The 21,061-nt window shown below is 70.6% G+C and carries 18 protein-coding genes and 1 riboswitch; of the genes, 4 read left to right on the forward strand and 14 right to left on the reverse strand.

What is annotated here, in order from left to right; genetic code table 11:
* Positions 1–95: 95 nt before the first annotated feature.
* Positions 96–1,463 carry an MBL fold metallo-hydrolase gene (locus tag ACZ60E_RS06095; RefSeq protein WP_469438644.1) on the reverse strand — a complete coding sequence of 456 codons (1,368 nt, stop codon included), beginning with the start codon at positions 1,461–1,463 and terminating at the stop codon, positions 96–98.
* 328 nt (positions 1,464–1,791) lie between these two features.
* Between ACZ60E_RS06095 and ACZ60E_RS06100 the strand changes: the two genes are divergently transcribed.
* Both ACZ60E_RS06100 and ACZ60E_RS06105 read left to right on the forward strand, forming a co-directional pair.
* Complete coding sequence (locus tag ACZ60E_RS06100; RefSeq protein ID WP_469438996.1) at positions 1,792–2,955, forward strand: glutamate dehydrogenase; 1,164 nt, start codon at positions 1,792–1,794, stop codon at positions 2,953–2,955.
* Positions 2,956–3,078: 123 nt separating this feature from the next.
* Positions 3,079–3,774: a TetR/AcrR family transcriptional regulator gene (locus ACZ60E_RS06105; protein WP_469438646.1), complete on the forward strand. Its 696-nt coding sequence runs from the start codon at positions 3,079–3,081 to the stop codon at positions 3,772–3,774.
* A gap of 59 nt (positions 3,775–3,833) precedes the next feature.
* Here the strand turns inward: ACZ60E_RS06105 and ACZ60E_RS06110 are convergent, their stop codons facing one another.
* The 5 genes from ACZ60E_RS06110 to ACZ60E_RS06130 all read right to left on the reverse strand — a co-directional run bounded on the left by ACZ60E_RS06110 (position 3,834) and on the right by ACZ60E_RS06130 (position 9,014).
* Positions 3,834–4,619 (reverse strand): SGNH/GDSL hydrolase family protein, encoded by a 786-nt coding sequence (locus tag ACZ60E_RS06110; RefSeq protein WP_384804111.1) that lies wholly within the window; start codon positions 4,617–4,619, stop codon positions 3,834–3,836.
* A 146-nt stretch (positions 4,620–4,765) separates the two neighbouring features.
* Positions 4,766–5,485, reverse strand: coding sequence for a DUF6250 domain-containing protein (locus ACZ60E_RS06115; protein WP_469438648.1), 720 nt, complete (start codon positions 5,483–5,485; stop codon positions 4,766–4,768).
* Positions 5,486–5,666: 181 nt separating this feature from the next.
* Entirely contained in the window at positions 5,667–6,332 is a 666-nt protein-coding gene (locus tag ACZ60E_RS06120) for an O-methyltransferase (protein WP_469438650.1), read from the reverse strand.
* 151 nt (positions 6,333–6,483) lie between these two features.
* Positions 6,484–7,377, reverse strand: coding sequence for an SDR family oxidoreductase (locus ACZ60E_RS06125; protein ID WP_469438652.1), 894 nt, complete (start codon positions 7,375–7,377; stop codon positions 6,484–6,486).
* 134 nt (positions 7,378–7,511) lie between these two features.
* Positions 7,512–9,014, reverse strand: a complete 1,503-nt coding sequence (locus tag ACZ60E_RS06130; protein ID WP_469438654.1) for an MFS transporter — start codon at positions 9,012–9,014, stop codon at positions 7,512–7,514.
* A 166-nt stretch (positions 9,015–9,180) separates the two neighbouring features.
* On the opposite strand from ACZ60E_RS06130, the gene ACZ60E_RS06135 reads away from it, so the two are divergent.
* The gene (locus ACZ60E_RS06135) at positions 9,181–9,759 is read left to right on the forward strand and encodes a TetR/AcrR family transcriptional regulator (RefSeq protein WP_384803885.1); all 579 of its coding nucleotides are present in this window, start codon (positions 9,181–9,183) and stop codon (positions 9,757–9,759) included.
* A 172-nt stretch (positions 9,760–9,931) separates the two neighbouring features.
* Here the strand turns inward: ACZ60E_RS06135 and ACZ60E_RS06140 are convergent, their stop codons facing one another.
* The gene (locus tag ACZ60E_RS06140) at positions 9,932–10,858 is read right to left on the reverse strand and encodes a M23 family metallopeptidase (protein ID WP_469438656.1); all 927 of its coding nucleotides are present in this window, start codon (positions 10,856–10,858) and stop codon (positions 9,932–9,934) included.
* 2 nt (positions 10,859–10,860) lie between these two features.
* Positions 10,861–11,036: riboswitch (cyclic di-AMP (ydaO/yuaA leader) on the reverse strand.
* Positions 11,037–11,320: 284 nt separating this feature from the next.
* Entirely contained in the window at positions 11,321–13,444 is a 2,124-nt protein-coding gene (locus ACZ60E_RS06145) for an alpha-galactosidase (RefSeq protein ID WP_469438997.1), read from the reverse strand.
* Positions 13,445–13,612: 168 nt separating this feature from the next.
* On the opposite strand from ACZ60E_RS06145, the gene ACZ60E_RS06150 reads away from it, so the two are divergent.
* Positions 13,613–14,410 (forward strand): tyrosine-protein phosphatase, encoded by a 798-nt coding sequence (locus tag ACZ60E_RS06150; RefSeq protein ID WP_469438658.1) that lies wholly within the window; start codon positions 13,613–13,615, stop codon positions 14,408–14,410.
* A 21-nt stretch (positions 14,411–14,431) separates the two neighbouring features.
* Here ACZ60E_RS06150 and ACZ60E_RS06155 read toward each other — a convergent pair whose 3' ends face one another.
* The 6 genes from ACZ60E_RS06155 to hpnH form a co-directional block, all read right to left on the reverse strand.
* Positions 14,432–14,557 (reverse strand): DUF6126 family protein, encoded by a 126-nt coding sequence (locus ACZ60E_RS06155; protein ID WP_384803876.1) that lies wholly within the window; start codon positions 14,555–14,557, stop codon positions 14,432–14,434.
* Positions 14,554–15,159, reverse strand: coding sequence for a helix-turn-helix domain-containing protein (locus ACZ60E_RS06160; RefSeq protein WP_469438661.1), 606 nt, complete (start codon positions 15,157–15,159; stop codon positions 14,554–14,556). The genes ACZ60E_RS06155 and ACZ60E_RS06160 overlap by 4 nt, the downstream gene beginning before the upstream one ends.
* Before the next feature lie 259 nt (positions 15,160–15,418).
* Positions 15,419–16,816, reverse strand: a complete 1,398-nt coding sequence (locus ACZ60E_RS06165; RefSeq protein ID WP_469438665.1) for an aspartate aminotransferase family protein — start codon at positions 16,814–16,816, stop codon at positions 15,419–15,421.
* Positions 16,813–18,819, reverse strand: coding sequence for a 1-deoxy-D-xylulose-5-phosphate synthase (dxs, locus tag ACZ60E_RS06170; RefSeq protein WP_469438669.1), 2,007 nt, complete (start codon positions 18,817–18,819; stop codon positions 16,813–16,815). Before dxs ends, ACZ60E_RS06165 begins: the two co-directional genes overlap by 4 nt.
* Positions 18,820–18,848: 29 nt before the next feature.
* Positions 18,849–20,030 carry a flavodoxin-dependent (E)-4-hydroxy-3-methylbut-2-enyl-diphosphate synthase gene (gene ispG, locus ACZ60E_RS06175; protein WP_469438671.1) on the reverse strand — a complete coding sequence of 394 codons (1,182 nt, stop codon included), beginning with the start codon at positions 20,028–20,030 and terminating at the stop codon, positions 18,849–18,851.
* Between the two features lie 4 nt (positions 20,031–20,034).
* Positions 20,035–21,057, reverse strand: coding sequence for an adenosyl-hopene transferase HpnH (hpnH, locus tag ACZ60E_RS06180; RefSeq protein WP_267030105.1), 1,023 nt, complete (start codon positions 21,055–21,057; stop codon positions 20,035–20,037).
* Positions 21,058–21,061 lie beyond the last annotated feature (4 nt).

Below are 21,061 nucleotides of genomic sequence, written 5' to 3' on the forward strand. Positions count from 1 at the left end.
ATCAGACCTGGTCAGAAGCGGTCAACGAAAAACGGCGAGGGCCGAGGAGCAGTTCGCTCCTCGGCCCTCGCCGACCGCCTTCGGGCAGCCTCAGATCATCCGGCCGGCACCGATTCCGGGTCCCCGGTGTCCGCGGCCTTGTCACGCGGAGTGTCACGGCCCGCCTTCTCGACAACCGCCTCCTCGGTGACGCCCTTCTCGACGACGGTCTCCTTGGTGACGTCCTTCTCGACGACGGCCTCCTCCGCAGGGGCCGTATCGGCGACGGCCGTGTCGACGACCGTCCCCTCCGTGACCGTCTTCTCGGCGACCGCCTCCTCCGCGACCGTCTTCTCGATGGTGGGCCAGCCGCCCTTCGGTACCAGGGCCACTCCCCGCCACCACGGCTCGGACGGAACGCTCTCCGCCGTGGGTTCGAAGGGCTCGCCCGGTCGGGGCAGCGCGACCCGGGCGCCGGCCGCGTGGCCGGCGCTGACGGTGCCCTCGCCCGGCTCGGCCCACGGGTGCCCCGCGAGGTTGAACGTGGCCCAGTGGATCGGCATCATCACGCCGGCGGGCCGGTCGCCCTGGAGGTCGAGGTGGGCGCGCATGCCCTCCTCGGGCGTCATGTGGATGTCGGGCCAGAAGTCGCTGTAGGCGCCGATCTGGATCATCGTGGCGTCGAAGGGGCCGTACTCGCTGCCGATGTCCTTGAAGCCCTTGAAATAGCCGGTGTCGCCGCTGTGGTAGATCCGGTGCTCGTCGCCCGCCACCACCCAGGAGGCCCAGAGGGTGTGCTGCGTGTTGCGCAGACCGCGGCCGCAGAAGTGCCGGGCGGGGGTGGCGGTGAGGGAGATCCCGCCGACCTTCGTCGTCTCGTGCCAGTCCAGCTCGCGCAGCCGGTCCGCCGGGACGCCCCAGTGCTCCAGATGGGCGCCGACACCGAGGGGCACCGCGAACAGCGTGTCCGTGTCCGCCAGGGCCTTGATCGTGGGCAGGTCGAGGTGGTCGTAGTGGTCGTGGGAGATGACGACCACGTCGACCGGGCCGAGCGCCGCCAGCGGCACGGGCACCGGATGCAGCCGCTTGGGCCCGGCGAAGGCGAACGGTGAGCACCTCTCGCCCCAGACGGGGTCGAAGAGCACCCGGTGTCCGTCGATCTCCGCGAGCACGCTGGAGTGGCCCATCCACGTCAGCCGCAGCCCCGAGGCCGGGGGCGCCGCGAGGTCGGCGAGGGTCGTGGCATGCACCGGCACGACACCCGCCGGAGCCCGCAGGACGCGCTCCTCCTTGCGGAAGTAGGACTTCGCGAACTCGCGCATGGCGCCGTCCGGGCGAGGGGCACCCTCGGGATTGCGGAACACGCCGTCCGCGTAGTTCGGAGATCTGCGGATGCGCTGCATGCGCTCACCACTCGGATCCACGCCGAAGGCGGCGGGGCGCAGAGCACGGAGCCCGGAACTCAGGGAACGGGAGCCGGTCACGGCACCTCCAGTGGGTCGGTCTGAATATCCATTATGGTCGCCGCCTCTGACAGCGCCGGGTCGGGCGCGTGACAGAGCGGTGTCCGTGCCGAGCACGGCGAGGACCACCCCGTACCCCATCACTCACACCGAAGATCCGTTCAGCACGTCGACAGACACGATTGACAGTTTTGCCCAGCACTTTCGATACTGACCGATCATTCAGTAGCGACGGTGCTGGACCGGCACCGGGACGCAGTGTGCGCCCGGCTTCCAGCCGGTGAAACGTTCCGAAGCCGATCCCTGTTCCCGAGGAGACCCTGTGAACGACCCGGACAGCACCCCCTTGATGTCGCTCACCTGGACCGACCACGTCACGGGCCGTCAGGGGCACCTGGTCGTGGACCGTCTGGTACGCGGTGTCTCCAGCGGCGGGCTGCGGATGCGGGCGGGGTGCACGCTGGCCGAGGTCGCGGGTCTGGCGCGGGGAATGACCATGAAGGAGGCGCTGCACTACAACCCGGAGGGCCGTTACATCCCGCTGGGTGGCGCCAAGGGAGGCATCGACTGCGATCCCCAGGACCCGGAGGCGTACGGCCTGCTCGTGCGCTATCTGCGGGCCATGCGCCCGTACATCGAGCATCACTGGACCACCGGCGAGGACCTCGGTCTCACCCAGGATCTCGTCGACCGGGCCGCGGCGGAGGCGGGCCTCGTGTCGTCGATCCAGGCGGTGTACCCGCTGCTCGACGACGAGGAGGCGGCACGCCGGCGGCTGGCGGACGCGTTCGCGGTTGAGGTGGACGGCATCGGCCTGGACGAGCTGGTCGGCGGCTGCGGGGTGGCCGAGTCGGTGCTGGCGGCACTGGACCGGGCCGGGGTGGCGTACGCGGGTACCCGGGTCGCCGTGCAGGGCCTGGGCACCATGGGCGGGGCCACGGCGCGGTTCCTCACGCGCGCGGGGCTGCGTGTCGTGGCGGTCGCCGACGTGAAGGGCACGATCGCCAACGCCGAGGGGCTGGACGTCGACGCGCTGCTCGCCGCGCGGGACGCGTACGGCACGGTCGACCGCTCGGCCCTGCGCCCCGCCGACCGCGAACTGCCCGGTGACGCCTGGCTGTCCGCGGGGGCCGAGGTACTGGTGCCGGCGGCGGTCTCGTACACCGTCGACACCGTCAATCAGGAGCGGATCACGGCCCGTTGGATCGTCGAGGCGGCCAACATGCCCGTCCTTCCCGAGGCGGAGGAACTGCTCGCCGCGCGCGGGGTCACCGTCCTGCCGGACGTCGTGGTCAACTCCGGTACCAACGCCTGGTGGTGGTGGACGCTGTTCGGGGACATCGGGGCCGACGCGGAGGAGGCGTTCGCGTACACGCGCCGCTCGATGCGCGCCCTGATCGACCAGACGCTCGCCCGCGCGGAGACCGACGGCTCGACACCGCGGGCGGCGGCACACGCCATCGTCGCGGACCGTCTGCCGGAGATCGCGGAGCGCTTCGGCTGGTACCGCTGAATCCCTGTCCACCGAAGCTCCGCCCACCGAAGCCCCCTCCACACCGGCGCCGGCGCCGCCCCGCGCGGCCGGTAACCACCCCTGCGGCCCCGGGCGGCCCCTGCCACGCAATAGGGTTGCCCGGTGGCGAGAGTGCGGTTGGGTGTGGCGGAGCGGCGGCAGGAGTTGCTGCGGGCCGCCATCGGGCAGATCGAGGAGCGCGGTGTGTCCGCGGTGCGGATCGCCGATGTGGCGAACGCGCTCGGCGTGAGCAACGCTCTGGTGCTCTATCACTTCTCCACGAAGGAGAAACTGGTCGCCGCCGCGTTCACGTACGCCGCCCAGGACGACCTCGCCCATCTGCGCAAGCTCCTCGGCCGCCGGACGACGGCCCTGCGGCGGCTGCGGGCGGCCGTGCGCTGGTACGCGCCGACCGGGCAGGCCAAGGGCTGGCGGCTGTGGATCGAGGGCTGGGCGGTGGCCCTGCGCGAGCCCGCGCTGCGGGACGTCACGCGCGATCTGGACCGGCAGTGGAAGGCCGCGCTCACCGAGGTCATCGCCGAGGGCGTGGCCGCGGGCGAGTTCCGGTGCCCCGACCCGACGGCCACGGCGCTGCGCCTGACCGCCCTGCTGGACGGGCTGGCGGTGCAGATGACGGCGTACCCGGGCGCTGTCTCGCGCGCCCGCACCCAGCAGTGGGTGGACGAGGCCCTGGCCCGGGAGCTGGGGCTCGACCACGTCGAGCCCCAGACCGCAGAACCCCAGACCGCAGAACCCCAGACCGCGAAACCCCGGACTGTCGAGTCCCAGACCGTCGAGCCCCAGCTTCCGGATGCCTGAGGCAACCATCCATCGGGCGTTCAGACACTCACCACGTCAACGTCCACACATCCGGACGTTCAGGCAACCGCCTCTATCCACGACTTGATGTCGTGCGGAGACAGGCTTCCCTTCGCCTCCACGCGGTCGCCCGAGGACTCCCCGCGCAGCCGCCGGCCGATCCACGGAACCAGGTACTCGCGCGCCCAGTGGATGTTGTCCCGCCGCATCTCCAGCGTGCCGCGCGGCGGCAGCACCGGCCAGGGCTGGTCCGGGTCCGCGGGCACCTCAAGGCCGAGGACCTGTCCGGCGCGCAGGGCCACCCTGGTGTGCCCCTCCGCCGAGAGGTGGAGCCGGTCGCCGTCCCAGGCCCGCCGGTCCTGGATGGTCTTGAGGGACCACAGGTCGAGCACCGGACAGTTGTACCGGTCCGCGATGGCCCGCAGATGGAGGTTGTACGTGGCGATCTTGCCCCGCATGTGCCGGAGCACGGGTACGCCACGGGTGTCGAAGCCGGTGGTCACGAGGACCGTGCCGACGGCCGACGTGAGGTCGGCGACGGCACGCTCGTAGCGCTCCGCGACCTCGTCGGGATCGGTGCCCGGCCGGATGATGTCGTTGCCGCCCGCACAGAAGGAGACCAGGTCCGGCGCGAGCTCCCTGGCCCGCCGCAACTGGTGCTCGACGATCTGGTCGAGCAGCTTCCCGCGAACCGCGAGGTTGGTGTAATCGAAGTCGCCCTCGGGCCGCCTGTCCGCGAGCAGTACCGCGAACCGGTCGGCCCAGCCGACGAACGCCCCGTCCGGGCCCGGGTCGCCGACGCCCTCGGTGAAGCTGTCCCCCACCGCCACGTACGACCCGATCACTGATCTGTTGTCGTCTTTCGAATCGTCTGCCACGTCGGCCCATGATTCACCTTGGCGTGTGACCTACGCGACCGTAGGAAGGGGTTGACGCCCGGTGAGATAAGCCACTCGTCAAGTGTTGGTCAATCCCGGAATAAGGGGCGCGTTCAGTGACGTTGCCGCAGCTCCCGGACCTGGAAGTCCTGAATCGCGAAGTGGCTCCAGGTGGTCCGGAACGCGAAGTGCCCACGTGTGTACGGCTCCGGGTCGGTGTGGTCGAAGACGAGCCGTCCGTTGTTCCACCACCGGACCGTCGACCCGTCCGAGACGATCCGGACCCGATGGGGGCGGTTGGCCGTGAGCAGGGGTTCGGAGTAGTCGAAGATCAGCGGCCGTACGCCCGCCTCGCCGACGTACCGGCGCAGCCTGGTCGTGGTGTTGGAGTTGGCCCCGTAACCGACGTAGTAAGTACTGAGCTGGTCGTACTCGGCGAGCGCGCCGCCGCGGGGCGTGGCGAAGAGGTCGTCGGGCGAGCGCGTGTCCGTGGCGTTCCAGAAGTTGTTGAGGTCGGAGAGGCGGTCGTTGGCGCCGCCCGCGGAGACCGGTGTGGCGGTGTACTCGATGACGTACGGCCCCCGGAGCGCGTGCCGGAACCAGACGGTCGCCCCGCTGGGCACGTCGATGTCCAGGACGCCCCGGGAGGCGGTGACGCTGCCGCCGTCCTGCAGCTCGGTGACCCACTGGCCGAGCCCGTGACGGAAGTCGTCGCGGGCGATGAGCCGGCCCCGCCCGTGGCGGTCCGCGGCGCCCGCCTGCTGGCCGGGCACGAGCGCGGCGAGACCGGCACCCGCGGCCAGCGCTCCGAACGCTCTGCGTGTGGTGGTCATGCGGGGTTCCTCCGGGGTTCAGAAACGTCGGGGACGGGTCGATCCGCCGACAGAAAGCGCTTGCGCAGATCACTGATCACTGTGCCGCCCCCGACGCCCCGTGTCGATGCCGCCGGTGTTTCAACCCCGTGTCGTACGCACCCGGCACGGCGGCCGGGACTGTGCGAAGCCCGGGGCCCGGTCAGAGACGGCAGCTGATTTCGAGGCCGTCCTCAACGGGGAACGTGACGCTGTGGTAGCCGTTGGCGGTGTCGCGCACGTGGTCGAGGTACGGGCCGAGGTCCGGAAGATCCACGTCGTCGGCGACGACGAGGGTGCCGGGTGCGATGTGTGGCTCAAGGAGCCGCAGGACGGGCAGGCAGAGGTCCTTCCACCCGTCCAGGAACAGGAAGCCGACCGGCTGCGTCAGTGCGGCGAGCGTCTGCAGGGCGTCCCCCTCCAGCACGGTGATCACGTCGTCGAGACCGGTGGCGGCGAAGGTCTCGCGGGCCGCCGCCGCCTTGGTCCGGCTCATCTCCGTAGTGACGACCCGGCCCGTGCCGTTGTCACGAACGGCGGCGGCCAGGTGGAGCGTGGAGATGCCGTACGAGGTGCCGAACTCGACGACGTTGGCCGGCCTGGTGGCGCGGACGAGGTTGTAGAGGAGTCTGCCGCCGTCGGCGGAGACCGGCATGTAGATCTCCTGCGCCGCGTCGGCGAGTTCCTGCGGCGTCCGTGACCCCCAGTCCTGGGGCCGGTCGCTCCTCAGACGTGACACGGTCTCGTCGTCACGGGCGGCGGCTTCGAACATGCGGGTCAGTGCGGCGGAGACACGTGGTTCCGCGAGGGTGTACGGAGGTGTGGGCATGACGCTGACTCCTTCGGGCGGTGCTGGTGTGCGGGTCGGGTGGGGTGTCTGGTGTGTACGGGGCGGGTGGGGGCGACGTGGGAGGACGGTCCGCCCTCCCACGCCTCGCCTCACCGGGCCCGCTCCTCGGGGCGGGCGGACGCTCGCCCCGTCAGGCCGTGTACGCGCCCGCGTCGATGTCCGCGAGCAGGGACGGGCCGGTGGGCTCCCAGGACAGCAGCCGCCTGCTCACGTCGCTGGACGCGGTCATGGTGGAGGCGAAGAAGCTGCCGACGAACCCGAAGTGGGGTCCGGCGTCCCCCGGGGTGATGGAGGCGACCGGCAGGCCGAGGCTGCGGCCGATCGCCTCGGCGATCGCCTTGGTGGTGACGGCCTCCTCGGCGACGGCGTGCAGCCGCGTCCCCGCGGGCGCCTGCTCCATGCCGAGGCGGATGAGGCGGGCCGCGTCGTCGCGGTGCACCGCCGACCAGGCGGCGGAGCCGTCACCGACGTAACCGGAGACTCCCTTCTCCCGGGCGGCAGCGGTGAGGAAGTTGACGAACCCCCAGTCACCGTGGCCGTGGACGCTCGGCGCGAACCGCGTGATCACGGTCCGTACGCCCTGGGCCACGTAGTCCAGGGCGAGGTTCTCGCTGCCTCCCCGGTTGGAGTCCGGGCCGACGGCCGGGGAGACGTCGTCCTCGGTGGCGGGACGCCCTTCGACGAGGCCGGAGAGCGGCGCGGCGACCACGAACGGGCGGTCGGTCCCGGCGAGGGCGTCGCCGAGGGCCCGGATCGCGGCGCGCTCGGAGCGGTCGGACTCGGCGGGGTTGCCCCAGTCGTGCTTGTTGGCCATGTGGATGACCGCGTCCGCCTGTTCGGCGGCCCGCCGCAGCGAGCCGAGGTCGTCCAGGTCGCCGCGGACGACGCCGACGCCCTTGGCCACTAGGGCCTTCTCGGCCCGGTCGGACCGGGCCAGGCCGATGACCTGGTGGCCTGCGGAGACGAGCTCGTCGACGACGGCGGAGCCGATCCAGCCGGTGGCTCCGGTGACGAATGCACGCATGAGCGTGACCTCCTTCGCCCTGAAAAGGGCAGGTGAGAACGGCAGATGAAGGGTGGAGTCGGGTGTGGATGTGGGTTGGGGCTTGCCTGAGCACGGTTCCGACGCCGTGTCAGGTGGCCTGTGGTGTCCCGCTGTCACCGCGGGACGGGCGGTGCCGGGGCGGCCCGGTGGGCGCGGCGGCTGCCGGCGACGACGAGGGCTCCGGCGAGGAGCACGACGAGGGCCGCGACGCGCAGCGCGGTGTCGGCGCCGTGGATGAAGGCTTCGGTCACGGCGGTGTGGTCGGCCGGGCTCAGCGTGAGCGCTTCCTGGACCGTGCGCGGAACCGGCGTGTGCCGGCTCAGTTCGGCGGGCAGGTGGTGCGTGAATCCGGCGGTGAGGACGGTGCCGACGACGGCCACCCCCAGAGCGCTGCCCAGTTCACGGGTCGCGGACTGCAGCCCGCCGGCGATGCCCGCCCGCTCCACGGGCAGGGCCGAGGCGATCTGTGCGGTCAGACAGGGCGCGGCCAGCATGATGCCGAGCCCGATGACGAACAGACCGGCCGCGTACACGGGATAGGCCATGGTCGAGGCGTACGAGAGGCCGAGCAGACCGGCGCCGGTGAGCGCGAAGGCCGCGGCGAGTGTCGCGGGGTTGCCGATACGGCGAATGAGGCCGGGTACGTAACGGGTGCCCAGCAGGAGCGGGACGGTCAGCGGGATGATTCCGAGCCCTGCCTGCAGCACGGAGAAGCCGCGTCCGTACTGAAGGAGTGAGGCGTTGACATAGAAGAGCCCGAAGTTCCCGAAGAACGTGAGGGTCATACCGAGGGCGGCGCCGCTGAGTGCCGGGCTGCGGAACAGGCGCGGGTCGAGCATGGGGTGGGGGACGCGCAGTTCGACCCGTACCCAGCACAGCCCCAGCAGCACGCTGCAGGCGAAGGCGGTGAGCACGACCGTGCTGCCCCAGCCCTGTTCCGGCCCCTCGATGATTGCGGCCAGCAGTGCCACGACGGCCGCCACGAACAGCAGCGTGCCGGGCACGTCGAGGGTGCGCTCGGACCGGGCGCTGCGCGGTGCGGTCCGAGCCGTCCACGCCAGGCAGCAGACCGCTATGAGGGCGACCGACAGGAACAGCGTGCGCCAGGAGCCCGTACTCAGCACCGCTCCGCCTCCGACGTTGCCGACGACGCCGCCGATGCCGGAGGCCGCCGCCCAGACGGCCAGCGCGTGGGGGCGCCGCTCGGGGGCGGTGGCGTGCAGGAGGATGCCGACGCAGTTCGGCAGGACGCAGGCGGCGCCGAGGCCCGTGACGGCACGCCCTGTCAGCATGATCGGCACGTTCGGCGCCACGGCCGACACGACGGCGCCGAACGCGACGGTGCCGAGCCCCGCCATGAGGACGCCCTTGCGGCCGAACTTGTCGCCGGCCGCACCGGCGGGGATGACCAGACAGGCGAAGACCACCACGTAGGCGTCGACGATCCACAGCAGGTTCGACGACGTCGGTCGCAGTGCACTCGCGGCCAGTTGCGGCACCGCCAGGTTGATCGCGGCGACGAATCCGACCACCAGGGCGGTGCACACACTCACGCAGGCGAGCACGGTCCCGGACCGCCGCGCCGGGCGCAGGGTGCCTTCCAGTGTGGACGTCATGGCTCTCGATTCCTGTCGCGGATCACGGAACACGAAGCACGGCCGGACACCGCCCGGCCGGCCCCTCCCGGGACAGGTCGAGGCAGGGCCGGGCACTCGCTTCCGAGTCACCGTGCACCGTAAAGGTAGCACATACGAGACACTGTGCCTCGTATACAGTTGCGGCATGGTGGATGGAAGTGGCCGCGGTCGGCCCCGCAGTGAGAGCGCACGGGCCGCCGTGCTGCACGCCGTCGACGACCTTCTGGTGGAGGTGGGGTACGCGGCCCTGACCATGAAGGGCATCGCGGAGCGGGCGGGCGTGGGCCGGCAGACCGTGTACCGCTGGTGGTCGAACAAGGCGGAGGTGCTCTACGAGGCCAGCGCCATCGACGCCCGGCAGGAACTGTCCGTGCCCCGCAGCGGCGATCCCCGCAAGGACCTCAAGGCCTATCTCGACGCCCTCGTCGGCTTCCTGGCCCGCTCCGACGCGGGCGCGGCCTACCGTGCCCTCATGGGCGAGGCCCAGCACGACGCGGAGGTCGCGGCGCTGCTCGCGTCCCGCGACATCCTCGGGGAGAGCGCCGCCGAGGTCGTGGAGGCGGTCCGGAAGCCGAGCGGCACCGCGCTCTCACTCGAACAGGCGACCGCGCTCCTGATCGGCCCGCCCTTCTTCCACATCCTGACCGGGCGCAGCGCGGACGGCCTCGACACCGAGCAGCTCACGGAGCAGTTCGTGCGCGCCCTGAACCATCCGGGGGCCTGACACGCCCCCGCCCGCCCCTGTCAGCCGTTGAGCAGCCGTCCGGCCGTCCGGCCCGGGACATGCCGAAGGCCGGACCCCGGGGATCACAGGGTCCGGCCTTCGGAGATTCACGTCGGCCGACGTCGGTCGGCGCCCGTGGGCGTCAGTCCGCGTCAGGCAGCGCCGGAAGGCGTCAGACGGAGACGCCCTTGGCGCGCAGGTACGCCAGCGGGTCCACGTCCGAGCCGTAGTCCGGGGTGGTGCGGATCTCGAAGTGCAGGTGCGGGCCGGTGACGTTGCCCGTGGCACCCGAGAGGCCGACCTGCTGTCCGCCGGTCACGGTCTGACCGGCCGAGACGGAGAGGGAGGACAGGTGGGCGTACTGGGCGTAGTGGCCGTCGGCGAGCTGGATGACGACCTGGTTGCCGTACGCGCCGCCCCATCCGGCGGAGACGACCGTGCCCGCGCCGACGGACTTGAGCGCGGTACCGGTGGGCACCACGAAGTCGACACCGGTGTGGTAGCCGCTGGACCACATACTGCCGGACATCTTGTACGAGGTGCCGATGGACGCCCCCGTGACCGGCAGCGTGAAGCCGGTGGCCGTCGAGGTGTCCGCCGCCTTGGACGCCGTGGTCGTCTTCTTGGCCGCGGGCTTCTCGGCGGCCTTGTCGGACGACTTGGAGGCGGTGGAGTCGGAGCTGGACGCCGCCGCCTTGCCGCCGAGGGCGAGCTTCAGGCCCGGGTGGATGAGGGACGGGTCGCCGCCGATGGAGGTGCGGTTGTCCGAGTACAGCTTCTTCCAGCCACCGTTGACGTCCTGCGTGTCGGCGATCTTCGACAGGGAGTCGCCCGAACGCACGGCGTACGTCCTGGTGGCGACCTTCTTCGCCTCGGCCTGCTTCTCGGCGGTCGGAGCGGCGGCGGCGGACTTGCTCGCGATGGTCGAGACGTTCGCGGCGCTCGCCACGGAATCGGCGGCGGTCTGCGGAGTCGCGGCGTGCGCTCCGGCGGCGCCGAGCAGCGGGAGGGCGAGAGCGGCGCCCCCGGTTCCGGCCACGGCCATGGAACGCGAGAAACGCTGGGACTTGGGACGGCGGTGCTTACCCTTCGCGGGCATGACGAATTCCTCTCCGGCGCCTGCGAGGTGAGCTGTCGGGTGCGAGCTGGAGATGCCCGGCCGTGCTTTCGCACGACTTAACCCCAAGCCGTTCCGGAGACCGGAACAGGCGTCTTACCTGTGGGTCCCCCGCTCCTGCCACGTACGGGTGAGTGCGGATTCCGGGCGGCGGCAGGATTGGGCGTCCGTCCGGATTGGAGGTGAACGTAAGCGACATGAAGAGGCGCAAACAAGCTTGGGGGTTTCCTGTGTGCCCCGTTTTCTTGATCCTCGACCGAAATACCGGTCACCCTGTGTGAATGCGGTCTATCCACCGCTTGTTAAAGCCCTGCAAACAAAGCGGACTTACGTGAGCACGGCGACAGCGGAACGTCACGGATATGACGCTGCTCACCAAGGACCACTCCAGGAGCCTTCACTCCGGCGCGAGTTGGAATGAAGGCTCCATTACGGACACAACAGTCAGATACGACGCAGTCGGATAACTGCCGCATCGAGGTCTCCGCGCAGCCCCGTCCGCAAGCCGTGGTGCAACAGCACCGCACCTCGGTGGACTTCGCCCGTTTCGAGGCATTCGTACGATGCCGACGGGTCGAGGCCCCGCAGTCGCACCGGCAGGGCCGGCTCACCGTAGTGCTGGGCCTGGAGCCAGGCGAGGACGACGACCTCGCCGTCACGGACGTACTGGACGGCGCTCAGTCCGCCCTGCGGCGCCCGCAGCCGATGGAGCTCACCGCCCTGCACGACGGGCCTGATCTCCTTGTAGAGCTCCACCCAGGTCCGCGCCTCGGCCAGTTCCTCCCCGGTCCAGCGGGTGAGGTCGCCGCCGACGCCGAGCACCCCGGCCATCGCGCTCACGAAGCGGAAGCGCAGCGAGCTGACACGTCCGTTGAGCTGCGCGTTCGGGCTGTCGGTGACCCAGGCGGCCATGGCCCGCGCGGGATGCACCTGACTGAAGCCGTGCTGGATGGCGAGCCGGTCGAGCGGGTCGGTGTTGTCGGAGGTCCACACCTGGTCCGTACGGGCCATGATCCCGAGGTCGATCCGGCCGCCGCCGCCCGAGCAGGACTCGAAGGCGACGCCCGGGTGGGCGGTCCGCAGCCGGTCCAACAGCTTGTACAGGGCGTGCACATGGTCCACCCACAGCCGTTGCGGGTAGGCCTCGCCGAGCCAGCCCGCGTCGGTGAAGGCGCGGTTGAAGTCCCACTTCACGTAGTCGATCGGGGCACTGGAGAGCAGCGCGTCGAGCTGTTCCCACAGGTACTCCTGGACGTCCTCACGGGCGAGGTTCAGCACGAGCTGATTGCGCAGTTCCGTCCGCTTTCGTCCCGGCTGGAACTGCACCCAGTCCGGGTGCGCGCGGTACAGCTCGCTGTCCGGGTTGACCATCTCGGGCTCGACCCAGATGCCGAACTGCATCCCGAGCCCGTGCACGTAGTCGCTCAGCGGATTCAGTCCGCCCGGGAAGCGGTCCCGGTTGACCGTCCAGTCGCCGAGGCCGGCCCGGTCGCTGGTGCGCGCCCCGAACCAGCCGTCGTCGACCACGAACAGTTCGACGCCCGCCTCGGCGGCCCGGCGGGCGAGCGCCCGCTGCTGCTCCTCTGAGATGTCGAACTCCGTGGCCTCCCAGGAGTTGTAGAGCACGGGCCGGTCCTGCTCCGCGTCCGGGATCACGTACGCGCGCTGGTACGCGTGCCAGGCGCGGCTCGCCCCGCCGAAGCCGCCGTCGCTCCACAGCCCCGCGAAGACGGGAGTGACGAAGGTCTCCCCCGGCTCCAGCCGCAGCAGGCCCGAGTCGTCGTACCCGGCCCCGCCGGTGATCTGCACGCGCGCGTCGGGCAGTTGGGCCACCGCGATCCGCCAGGTGCCCGACCAGGCGAGCGCGCAGCCGTAGACCTCGCCCAGCTCCTCGGTCGCCGTGCCGTCCGCGTCCAGGGCAACCCAGGGCAGGTGCTGGTGCCCGGTGTGCCCGCGTCGGCTGCCGATGATCTTCTCGCCGTACGTCAGCTCGGAGCGCACGAGCCGGGACTCGGCCGCCCACCGTCCGTGCAGCTGGGACAGCCGCCACCCGTCGCGCTGCGGGAGTGTCCAGGTCGCGGAGTCGGCGCGCAGCACCTCCAGGGCGGGCCCTTCGTTGGCGAGGGTCACCCAGCGCTCGACGACGTCCGTACCGGCCCGCATCCGGTAGTGCAGGGTGATGCCGAGCCCGGAGTCGGAGAACCGCAGCCGCAGCTCGTCACCACCGGCCCCCTCGGCCGCCTCTCCGTCGGCGGTCTCCCCGTCGACGATCGTGTAGTCCTCGAAGCGCCATTCGGTGCCGCGCCGGTCCGGCGTGCGCACCGACAGCGCGGGCCGAACGAAGCGGGGGCCGCCCTCGACCGGGTACTCCTCGTGGCCGTCGAGGGTCGCCTCGAACGCCCAGTACTCGGGACCCGGGCCCGCGGCGAGCGCCTCGGCGTCGGGGAGCGCGATCCTCGGGCCCCAGTGCAGATGAAGCAGCTCGTCCTCGTCACCGAGCCGCAGGCCGTAACTGCTCGTGGGCCCCGAAAGAAGCCACGTACGGCCGTCTGCGCCGATCTCTACCATCAAGCCCTCACATATTCGAACAGGCACGCTCAAGCCCCAACATCATCAGGGCCGACCTGCCCTTCGGGCAACGCCTGTGGACAACTCATTGGCCCACGAACCGATGTCGTATCGTCGGATACGCACCTCGCCGACGAGCCGCGTCGGTGGCCGAGGGGAGGAGCCCCCGTGACGCAGCAGGTCCCGTCGACCGAGCCCGAGCTGACCGGCGTACGCAACTTCCGCGATGTGGGCGGCCTGCCGACGGCGGACGGCCGGCGGGTGGCGTACGGGCGGCTGTTCCGCAGCGGCCACCTCGCGCACGCGACGCCCTCGGACGCCGCGTTCCTCGCCTCGCTGGGCCTGCACACGATCTTCGACTTCCGCAACGCGGCGGACCAGAAGCTGGAGGGCGCCGACGTCGAGCTGCCCGGCGTGCGGAACGTGAACCTCCCGCTGACGGACCCCGCCGACGGCGCCGAGTTCTGGAAGATGGTCCGCGACGGGAACCTGGACGAGCTGCGCGGGCTGCTCTCGGACGGCCGGGCGGCGAACCGCATGATCGCGTCCTACCGCACGATCATCAAGCACCGCACGGCCGAGCACCGTCAGGTGCTGCACGCGCTGGCCGAGGACAGCGTCCCGGCCCTGATGCACTGCGCGGCGGGCAAGGACCGCGCCGGTCTCTCCGTCGCCGTGACGCTCCTCGCCGTGGGCGTCGAGCGCGAGGCGATCGTGACGGACTACCTGGAGTCGAACGCGGCGCACCGCCGCTACAAGGTGCACCGCAGCAGCTCCGCCTCCTCCGCGTACACCCCCGAGGTGATGGAGCTGCTCAGCCCGCTCTTCGACGCACGCGCCGAGTACCTGGCGGCGGCGTTCGACACGATCGAGGAGACCTGGGGCGGGGTCGACGCGTACCTGGAGCAGGCGCTCGACGTGACCCCCGAGATACGGGAGCGGCTGCGGCAGCGGTTCCTCGACTGACCGGACCGCCGCTCCGGTCCGCTACTGGTTCTCGGCCCCCAGCGTGAACAGCAGGTAGATGAAGGCGGCGAAGACGTGCCCGACCGCCACATAGATGATGAGCCGCACCCACAGCGCGCGCGGGAACTTCTCCTCGATGTCCTTCATGAGGATTCTCCTGGAATCGTCGTCGGCCCGAGGCACAGCGCGGCCGTCGGACTCTGCAGCAGGGTGTGTACGAAGAGGAGCTCGGCCCCGTCCCGGTCCGCGGCGGCGATCCGGTGCGGGGTCAGCGAGTCGAAGTGGGCGCTGTCGCCGGGTTCGAGGACGTGCGCGGTGTCGCCGAGGCACAGGCGCAGCCGTCCCTGGAGGACGTACAGCCACTCCTCGCCGGGGTGGACGCGCACGATGTCGCCCTGCGCCCCGTAGGGGACGTGCACGCGCAGGGACTGCATGCCGCGTCCGGCGGCGCCGGCCTGCCAGTACGTCCAGCCGCCGGCCTTCGTGGGCTCCATGGCGGCGGAGCGCACGACGGCGTCCCGCTCGGTGACCGTCTCGCCGAGCAGGTCGGAGACGGTGGTGCCGTAGATGCGGGCGAGGGCGAGCAGCATCGGCAGGGAGGGCTGGCGTTGGCCCGTCTCCAGCCGGGAGAGGTGCGCGGGGGAGAGTCCGGCCGCTGCTGCCGCGGACTCCAGGGTGAGGGTTGCGCGGCGGCGCAGGGCGCGTAGCTGGGGGGCGACGGTGGGGTGCGTACCCTTGTCAGGGTTCATGCCTCAATTGAGCCGCAGGGTTGCCTCAGAGGCAAATAACTTGCCTCAGAGGCAACACGGTCAAGGGTGCGGGCCGGTGGGGGCTGGCCGCGCAGTTCCCCGCGCCCCTAAAGACGAAAAGATGGCGCAGTTCCCCGCGCCCCTTAAGGGCTCGGCTGCGCCTTCGCCCCCTCTAGGGGCGCGGGGAACTGCGCAGTCTTTTGGCTTTTAGGGGGCGCGGGGAACTGCGCGAACGGCCCCCACCGGCCCGCGGCGGCGCCTACCGGTTCGCGACCGCCTGTTTCACCAGTGTCTTGCCGAAGTCCCACATCAGCCCACCCCCACTGTGCGCGTCATCCATCACGGCGGTGAACGCGTCCACGAACCGGTTGATGTCCTGCTCACCGATCACCAGCGGCGGAATCAGCTTGATCACCTCCAGGTGGTCACCGGAGACCTGGGTGAGGATCCGGTGCCGCTGCAGCAGCGGCACCACCACCATCTGCGCGAACAACCCCTTGCGCGCAGCCTGCAGCATCGCCCAGCGGCTGCGCAGTTTCAGCGAGGTGGGCCGCCCGAACTCGATGCCAATCATCAGCCCGCGCCCGCGGACGTCGCTCAGCAGCTCGTACCGGTCGACGAGCGCCGCGAGCCGGGACTTGAGCTGCTCCCCCGTGGCGCGCGCGTTCGCCACGATCTGCTCGTTCTCCATGACCGACAGCACGGCGAGGCCGGCCGCCATGGCCTGCGCGTTGGATCCGAAGCTCGCGGAGTGCACGAGGACCCGGTCCATGGACGAGTAGACCTTCTTGAAGATCCAGTCCTTGCCGAGGGTGGCGCTCACGGGCACGTAACCGCCCGACAGCGCCTTCGCCACACAGACCAGGTCCGGTTCGACCCCGTCCTCGTGCTGGTAGGCGTAGAAGTCCCCGGTGCGGCCGAGCCCGGTCTGCACCTCGTCCGCGATGAGCAGCGCCTTGTGCTTGTGCAGCAGCTCCTGGGCGTCGCGCAGATAGCCGGGCGGCGACTCGTGCACGCCCTTGCCCTGGATCGGTTCGACGATCAGCGCGGCGACGTCGCCCTTCTTCAGCTCCGCCGCCAGGGCATCGAGGTCGCCGAGCGGGACCGCCGTGTCGGGCAGCAGCGGGGCGAAGCCGTCCCGGAAGCCGTCCTCCCCGTTGACGGACAGGGATCCGGTGGTCAGACCGTGGAAGGCGTGCGCGCAGTACAGGACGCGCGGTCTGCCGGTGGCGTACCGGGCGAACTTCAGCGCCGTCTCGACGGCCTCCGTTCCGCTGTTGCCGAAGAACACCCGGTCCAGGTGCGGGCTGTGCGACAGCAGCTTCTCGGCCAGCAGTCCAGGCAGGGGCTGGCAGTCGAAGCGGGTGAGGTCGGCGAGCTGGGCGTCGAGGACGTCGTGCAGCGCCTTGCGGACGACGGGGTGATGGCGGCCGAGGCCCATCACCCCGAACCCGGCGAGCATGTCCAGGTAGTCGTTGTCGTCCGCGTCCCAGAAGTGGGCGCCCTCGGCCCGTTCGTAGACCTTGTCGAAGCCGATGGTGCGCAGCATGCGCGGCAGCTGGTGGTTCAGATACTTGGCGTGCAGCTCGTAGCGCTCGGCTCCGCGCCCGGCGAGGAGACTGCCGAGGTCGAACTCCTGGGACTTGCTGGTGGTCATTCCGGCTTCTCCTTGGATACACGCGTCTTTGCGGCCGGCCTGCCGGCGGCACCCTGCTTCCCGGCCCCCCGTTTCCTGCCCGCCCCGGCCACCCCGGTCGCCCCGTCGGCCTCCCGCACGCTCTCCCGCACGCCCTCCCGCACGGCCAGGCTCGCGCTGATCCGGCCCGCGATCTCCACGGGGGTCAGCCCGATGTCGGCCAGTACCTCGCCCCGCTTGGCGTGCGCGAGGAACTGTTCGGGGATGCCGAACCTCCGTACCGGCACGTCGACTTCGGCGTCCCCGAGGGCGAGCGCGACCGCCGCGCCCACTCCGGCGGCCCGGCTGTTGTCCTCGACGACCGCGACCAGCCGGTGCTCGGCGGCGAGGCCGGGCAGCGCGGGGTCGACGGGCTTGACCCAGCGCGGGTCCACCACCGTGCAGCCGATACCCCGGGCCTCCAGCAGCTCGGCCGCGTGGAGGCACACCGGTGCCATCACGCCGACGGCGACGAGCAGCACGTCGGACCGCTCACCGCGGTGCAGCACGTCCACTCCGCCGACGCGGTCGACCGCCGGGATCTCGGGTCCCACCGACTCCTTGGGGAAGCGGATCAGTGTGGGGGCGTCGTCGACGGCGACGGCCTCGCGCAGCTGGGCCCTGAGCTGGTCGGCGTCGCGCGGCGCGGCGATCCTGAGTCCGGGCACGACCTGGAGGATGGACATGTCCCACATGCCGTTGTGGGAGGCGCCGTCGACTCCGGTGATGCCGGCACGGTCCAGCACGAAGGTCACTCCGCAGCGGTGCAGCGCGACATCCATGAGGAGCTGGTCGAAGGCCCGGTTGAGGAAGGTCGCGTACACGGCGACGACCGGATGCAGGCCGCCGGTCGCGAGGCCGGCCGCGGACACCGCGGCGTGCTGCTCGGCGATGCCGACGTCCCACACCCGGTCGGGGAACTTCTCCGCGAACTTCGCGAGGCCCACGGGGTGCAGCATGGCCGCCGTGATCGCCACGACGTCCTCGCGTTCCTCGCCGACACGCACGATCTCGTCGCCGAACACCGAGGTCCAGGAAGGGCCGTTGGAGGGCGCCAGGGGCTCGCAGGTGAGCGGGTCCATGACGCCGACCGTGTGGAAACGGTCCTCCTCGTGCGCGAGCGCGGGCTCGTAACCGCGCCCCTTCTCCGTCAGACAGTGGATGAGTACGGGCCCGTGGAAGCGCTTCGCGCGCCGCAGGGCCGACTCGACCGCGCCCGTGTCGTGCCCGTCGATCGGCCCGACGTACTTCAGCCCGAGGTCCTCGAACATGCCCTGCGGGGCGAACGCGTCCTTGAAGCCCTTCTTCGCGCCGTGCAGCGACTCGTAGAGCGTGCCGCCGACCACGGGGGTGCGCAGCAGGACGTCCTTGCCCCAGGCCAGTACCTTCTCGTAGCTGTCGGTGGTGCGCAGGGTCGCCAGGTGGTTGGCGAGTCCGCCGATGGTCGGCGAGTACGAGCGTTCGTTGTCGTTGACGACGATGATGAGCGGGCGGTCCTTGGCGGCGGCGATGTTGTTCAGCGCCTCCCAGGCCATGCCGCCGGTGAGCGCGCCGTCGCCGATGACCGCGACGACGTGCCCCTTCTCCCCCTGCACCTGGCGGGCCTTGGCGAGCCCGTCGGCCCAGCCGAGCGCGGTGGACGCGTGGCTGTTCTCGATGATGTCGTGCTCGGACTCCTCACGGGAGGGGTAGCCGGAGAGGCCGCCCTTGCCGCGCAGCTTGGAGAAGTCCTGACGCCCGGTCAGCAGCTTGTGCACATAGCTCTGGTGGCCGGTGTCCCACAGGATGCGGTCGGTCGGCGACTCGAAGACCCGGTGGAGCGCGATGGACAGTTCCACCACCCCCAGGTTGGGTCCCAGATGCCCGCCGGTCCTGGCGACCGCGTGCACCAGGAACTCCCTGATCTCCTCGGCCACTTGGCCTATCTCGGTCTCGGACAGCGCCTTCAGGTCGCGTGGTCCCCGGATGGTCTCCAGAATCGTCACGCTCGGCCCCCTCTCGGTCCGTGCTGCAGCTAACTCGCGGTGCCGGCGGGTTGCCCCGGCACGGTTACCTCCGGCTCGCCCGATGCGACGCCGTCCGCCTCCATCTGCTCGGCGATCTTCATCGCCTCGTCGATGAGGGTCTCCACGATCTTCGACTCGGGGACGGTCCTGATGACCTCGCCCCTGACGAAGATCTGCCCCTTGCCGTTGCCGGAGGCGACCCCCAGGTCCGCCTCCCGTGCTTCTCCCGGCCCGTTGACGACGCAGCCCATGACCGCGACGCGCAGGGGCACTTCCATGCCCTCCAGGCCCGCCGTGACCTCGTCGGCGAGCTTGTAGACGTCGACCTGGGCCCGCCCGCAGGACGGACAGGACACGATCTCCAGACGCCGCTGCCGCAGTCCCAGCGACTCCAGGATCTGGATGCCGACCTTGCACTCCTCGGCGGGCGGGGCGCTCAGGGACACCCGGATGGTGTCTCCGATGCCCTCGCCGAGCAGCGCCCCGAAGGCGACCGCCGACTTGATCGTGCCCTGGAAGGCGGGGCCCGCCTCGGTCACGCCGAGGTGCAGCGGGTAGTCGCACCGGGCCGCGAGCTGCCGGTAGGCGTTGACCATCACGACCGGGTCGTTGTGCTTGACCGAGATCTTGATGTCACGGAAGCCGTGCTCCTCGAAGAGGGACGCCTCCCACAGCGCCGACTCGACCAGCGCCTCGGGGGTCGCCCTCCCGTACTTCTGGAGGAGGCGCCGGTCCAGCGAGCCGGCGTTGACCCCGATCCGGATCGGCGTGCCGTGGTCGGCGGCGGCCCGCGCGATCTCCTTCACCTTGTCGTCGAACTGCTTGATGTTGCCGGGGTTGACCCGGACCGCCGCGCAGCCCGCCTCGATCGCGGCGAACACGTACTTCGGCTGGAAGTGGATGTCCGCGATCACCGGGATCTGCGACTTGCGCGCGATGGTGGCCAGCGCGTCCGCGTCGTCCTGCGTGGGGCAGGCGACGCGGACGATCTGGCAGCCGGACGCGGTGAGTTCGGCGATCTGCTGCAGGGTGGCGCCGATGTCCGACGTACGCGTCGTCGTCATCGACTGCACCGACACGGGCGCGCCGCCCCCGACCGCCACCGGTCCGACCTGGATCCGCCGTGAGACACGGCGTTCCGCGATCGGCCGGACCGGCACCTCGGGGAGGCCCAAGGAGATGGCGGTCATCACGTCACCCGCGGTTTCCCGAGACGGTCTCGCGGGCGGCGCGCAGCGACTCCTTGAGGGAGCCCATGGTGGCCATGACCGCCGTCGGCTCGTAGCCGCAGTGCGCCATGCAGTTGGCGCAGCGCGGGTCCTTGCCGCGCCCGTAGGCGTCCCAGTCGGTCTTCTCGATGAGGTCCTTGTACGTCGTGACGTACCCGTCGCTCATCAGGTAGCAGGGCTTCTGCCAGCCGAACAGCGAGTAGTTGGGGATCGCCCACGCCGTGCAGGGGAAGTCGACCTTGCCCTCCAGGAAGTCCAGGAAGAGCGGGGAGTGGTTGAGCCGCCAGCGCAGCCGGTTGCCGCCGGAGAATGCTTTCTTGAACAGCTCGCGGGTCTGCTCCACGCCCAGGAAGTGCTCCTGGTCGGGCGCCTTCTCGTAGGCGTAGGCGGGCGAGATCATCATCTCGTCCACCTTCAGGTCGTCATTGAGGTAGTTCAGCACCTCGATGATCGTCTGCGGGGTGTCGGTGTTGAAGAAGGTCGAGTTGGTGGTCACCCGGAAGCCGCGCCGCTTGGCCTCCTTGATGGCCGCGACCGCCTCGTCGAACACCCCCTCCTTGGCGACGGACTCATCGTGCCGCTCACGCAGACCGTCGATGTGCACGGCGAACGCGAAGTACGGCGAGGGCGTGAACTTGTCCATCTTCTTGCGCAGCAGCATGGCGTTGGTGCACAGGAAGATGTACTTCTTCCTGGCCACCAACTGCCGCACAATCTCGTCGATATGAGGGTGCATCAGGGGTTCGCCGCCGGCGATGGACACCATCGGCGCACCCGATTCGAGCACCGCTCCCACGGCCTGCGCCACCGGCATGCGCTGCTTGAGCACTCCGGCCGGATGCTGGATCTTGCCGCAGCCCTCGCACGCGAGATTGCAGGCGTACAGCGGTTCAAGTTCGACGATCAGCGGAAACTTGTCCCGCTTGCGGAGTTTCTGTTCCATGAGATACGTCGCGACCTTGATGGTCTGGCGAAGCGGCATGGCCATCTGG

The sequence above is a fragment of the Streptomyces sp. NPDC102514 genome (assembly GCF_055584525.1).

Bases quoted from the DNA above. Each gene is read 5' to 3' on its own strand.
- hpnH (WP_267030105.1), bottom strand. From the start codon at position 21,057: ATGGCCATGCCGCTTCGCCAGACCATCAAGGTCGCGACGTATCTCATG.
- ACZ60E_RS06120 (WP_469438650.1), bottom strand. From the start codon at position 6,332: ATGCCCACACCTCCGTACACCCTCGCGGAACCACGTGTCTCCGCCGCA.
- ACZ60E_RS06140 (WP_469438656.1), bottom strand. From the start codon at position 10,858: ATGCCCGCGAAGGGTAAGCACCGCCGTCCCAAGTCCCAGCGTTTCTCG.
- ACZ60E_RS06165 (WP_469438665.1), bottom strand. From the start codon at position 16,816: ATGACCACCAGCAAGTCCCAGGAGTTCGACCTCGGCAGTCTCCTCGCC.
- ACZ60E_RS06160 (WP_469438661.1), bottom strand. From the start codon at position 15,159: ATGAACCCTGACAAGGGTACGCACCCCACCGTCGCCCCCCAGCTACGC.
- ispG (WP_469438671.1), bottom strand. From the start codon at position 20,030: ATGACCGCCATCTCCTTGGGCCTCCCCGAGGTGCCGGTCCGGCCGATC.
- ACZ60E_RS06125 (WP_469438652.1), bottom strand. From the start codon at position 7,377: ATGCGTGCATTCGTCACCGGAGCCACCGGCTGGATCGGCTCCGCCGTC.
- ACZ60E_RS06135 (WP_384803885.1), top strand. From the start codon at position 9,181: ATGGTGGATGGAAGTGGCCGCGGTCGGCCCCGCAGTGAGAGCGCACGG.
- ACZ60E_RS06145 (WP_469438997.1), bottom strand. From the start codon at position 13,444: ATGGTAGAGATCGGCGCAGACGGCCGTACGTGGCTTCTTTCGGGGCCC.
- ACZ60E_RS06155 (WP_384803876.1), bottom strand. From the start codon at position 14,557: ATGAAGGACATCGAGGAGAAGTTCCCGCGCGCGCTGTGGGTGCGGCTC.
- ACZ60E_RS06100 (WP_469438996.1), top strand. From the start codon at position 1,792: ATGTCGCTCACCTGGACCGACCACGTCACGGGCCGTCAGGGGCACCTG.
- ACZ60E_RS06115 (WP_469438648.1), bottom strand. From the start codon at position 5,485: ATGACCACCACACGCAGAGCGTTCGGAGCGCTGGCCGCGGGTGCCGGT.
- ACZ60E_RS06130 (WP_469438654.1), bottom strand. From the start codon at position 9,014: ATGACGTCCACACTGGAAGGCACCCTGCGCCCGGCGCGGCGGTCCGGG.